The sequence below is a fragment of the Dietzia sp. Die43 genome (assembly GCF_024519835.1).
Classification (GTDB): Bacteria; Actinomycetota; Actinomycetes; order Mycobacteriales; family Mycobacteriaceae; genus Dietzia; species Dietzia kunjamensis.
Window position 1 is genome coordinate 1 of sequence record NZ_JALJRF010000054.1, and the last position, 1,394, is coordinate 1,394.

1 protein-coding gene and 1 pseudogene are annotated in these 1,394 nt (G+C 63.4%); both read right to left on the reverse strand.

The window, feature by feature from the left end:
- Positions 1 to 225: 225 nt before the first annotated feature.
- Positions 226 to 795 (reverse strand): hypothetical protein, encoded by a 570-nt coding sequence (locus tag NR111_RS18175; protein WP_256821621.1) that lies wholly within the window; start codon positions 793 to 795, stop codon positions 226 to 228.
- Positions 796 to 1,115: 320 nt separating this feature from the next.
- Positions 1,116 to 1,394, reverse strand: a pseudogene (locus NR111_RS18180) (hypothetical protein); the annotation flags it as partial.

Below are 1,394 nucleotides of genomic sequence, written 5' to 3' on the forward strand. Positions count from 1 at the left end.
CGGAACAGCGGTACCAACTCGCCGGACCCGCGGTACCGACAAGCCCTATCTGCCAAACGGCACCGGAACTGATCGCACAAACTCCATGAAGCGAGCTTAGGTTGCTGGAGCTCGACTAGCCACGAGGGGAGCTAAAGGTGGCGTGGACAGCGCCGAAGCCCGTCAAATCGCGACTTATCGGCGTGGCCCCGTGGCCTGAAATTACGGGCCGCCCCTCGCCTTAGATTAGGGCGTTCCCACTGTTTCCACAGTGTCCCGGAGGTCGGTGTAGGTGCACTCGGTGACACCAGGCAGGGCGGCCAGGCGGTGGAGGACGATCGACTTCTGGCCCGGGACTTCTGTGTTGAGAACGCGTGTAGGTACGACGAGGAAGCGCCAGTGATCCAGGTTCAGCGGATCCAGGTCAGCCACGTCAGTGACGTCGAGGACGCAGACGACGTACACATCGGCTTGACGCCGAGACGCAGGCTCGTACCGGCCGGTGTGTGCATCCCACGCCAGGGTCTCGGGAATGCTCACGGTGGGGGTGGAGGCACGAGTCTGCGCCCAGCTCTGCAGGAACGAGACGGATTTGACCTCGACCCGCAGTCCGCTCTCGGTGACGATGTCGACGGCGTCCCATTCGACGCGTACGCCGGCGTGAGTGACTCCGAGCGCGCGAGCGACGAGATACTCGGCGAACAGGCCGCGGACGGTATTGTCGAGCAAACTCGACATTGACCATCGCCAAAAGTCGATCACCGGCCCGCCTGGGAGATTGTTGCCGCCAGCAGTGAGGGGCTCGTCACCGGTCATTCGCGCCGGCACGATCACGCCGTGTGGCTCGATTGTGCGTCGAACAGCGAGGTCCGACCGGCCTTCGGGGCCTGTCTCAGGGGGTGTCACATTTGATCCTCGATCAGCTGATGGCGCGCCCGAGCGTCGACGAGCGCTGAGGGCGATCCGTTCACGTCGCAGGGGCCAGAAACGTCGATCTCCTGCACAGTTGTACCCCGCTGACCTGCGTACTTGACGGAATGCAACATTATCGGCACTCGCCGGACGTGGGTCGCCCGCTCAGTGTGGGCCTGTATGTGGGAGGACCCTCGAGGGGCGAGCCTGTCCGAGTGAGTGCGCTAGCTGCTGGGGCATGCGGCGTCGAATTCCTCTTGAGAGACAGAGGACAGTCCATTGTCGATGCCGGTCGCGACGGCCCCTGCTGGGGCGGCCATGAGTCGGTCGTAGGTGACGGGAGCGCTGGCGAAGTACTTCTCGGGATTGATGAAGCGGGGGCCTCCCTTGTCTTCGGTCTGGGCCGAGACGATGAAGAAGTGTGACCGGTCCTCCGGGAGTGCGAGTTGGTCAAGCCCCTGGAAGTGGTGTAACTGAATGGTGATCCTTCGTGGGTGGTCAGG